Origin of the sequence: Micromonospora sp. R77, from assembly GCF_022747945.1 — a bacterium.
In the GTDB taxonomy this organism is placed as follows: domain Bacteria; phylum Actinomycetota; class Actinomycetes; order Mycobacteriales; family Micromonosporaceae; genus Micromonospora.
This window is the reverse complement of sequence record NZ_JALDST010000028.1, coordinates 1-1,115: the sequence shown is the minus strand read 5'-3', so window position 1 is coordinate 1,115 and position 1,115 is coordinate 1. Positions and strand designations below refer to the sequence as shown.

Here is a 1,115-nt window from a genome sequence, read left to right as displayed (position 1 = left end):
GTCGGCGCGGGCGCGGCGGCGGGTCGGGTCCGGACGACGATGGCACCGACCAGGGCGGCCAGTTCCTCGGCGGTGGGCACGCCGCGCACGACCCGGAACAGCGGCTCTTCGGCAGACATGACGACAGGGTACGCGTCGAGAACTTGACCTTCGCCGCACAGTGGCGTGCCGGCGGTGTGACGGTCGCACCCGCCGGGTACCGTCTTCTCGATGTCGAACGCGCTTCCCCAACTCGTCGCTGACCGATACCGGCTCATCTCGCCGCTCGGCCAGGGCGGCATGGGTCGGGTGTGGAAGGCGCGCGACGAGGTGCTGCACCGGGACGTCGCCATCAAGGAGCTCGTCCCGCCGCCCAGCCTCACCCCGGAGGAGCGCCGCGAGATGCGGGAACGCTCGCTGCGTGAGGCGCGGGCCATCGCCCGGCTGAACAACATCAACGTGGTCCGCATCTTCGACGTGCTGCGCACCGACGGCGACCCGTGGATCGTCATGGAGTACGTCCCGTCGAAGTCGTTGCAGGACACCCTCGCCGAGGACGGGCCGGTGTCGCCGGCCAAGGCGGTGGAGATCGGGCTGGGTGTGCTCGGTGCGCTGAAGGCCGCGCACAAGGCCGGCGTGATGCACCGCGACGTCAAGCCGGGCAACGTGCTGCTCGGTGACGACGGCCGGGTGGTGCTGACCGATTTCGGTCTGGCGACCATTCCCGGCGACCCGAACGTGACCCGGACCGGCATGGTGCTGGGCTCCCCGGCGTACATCGCCCCGGAGCGGGCCAAGGACGGCACGGCCGGGCCGGAGGCCGACCTCTGGTCGCTGGGCGCGACCCTCTACGCGGCCGTGGAGGGCAAGTCGCCGTACGCGCGCCCGTCGGCGATCGCGACGCTGGCGGCGCTGGCCACCGAGCCGATGCCGCCGCCGAAGAACGCCGGGCCGCTCAAGCCGGTCCTCAACGGCCTGCTCCGCAAGGACCCGGCCGAGCGGATCACCGCCGAGGTGGCGGAGCGCCTGCTCCGCAAGGCCGGCGGCAAGCGGGCCAAGAGCATCTCGCTGCTGGACGGCGTACGCCGGCCGGGCCCGAACGGCCCGCGCGAGCCGCGCCCCCCACTGGTGCCGGC

General features: G+C 73.0%; 2 protein-coding genes. One reads left to right on the top strand and one right to left on the bottom strand.

Annotation, left to right across the window (positions count from 1 at the left end; translation table 11 throughout):
• Positions 1 to 119 (bottom strand): acyl-CoA carboxylase subunit epsilon (locus MRQ36_RS32985; RefSeq protein ID WP_242801747.1); only part of this gene is annotated, 119 nt, incomplete at its 3' end.
• Positions 120 to 210: 91 nt separating this feature from the next.
• Between MRQ36_RS32985 and MRQ36_RS32980 the strand changes: the two genes are divergently transcribed.
• On the top strand, positions 211 to 1,115 hold a 905-nt coding region (locus tag MRQ36_RS32980; protein WP_242801745.1), incomplete at its 3' end, for a serine/threonine-protein kinase.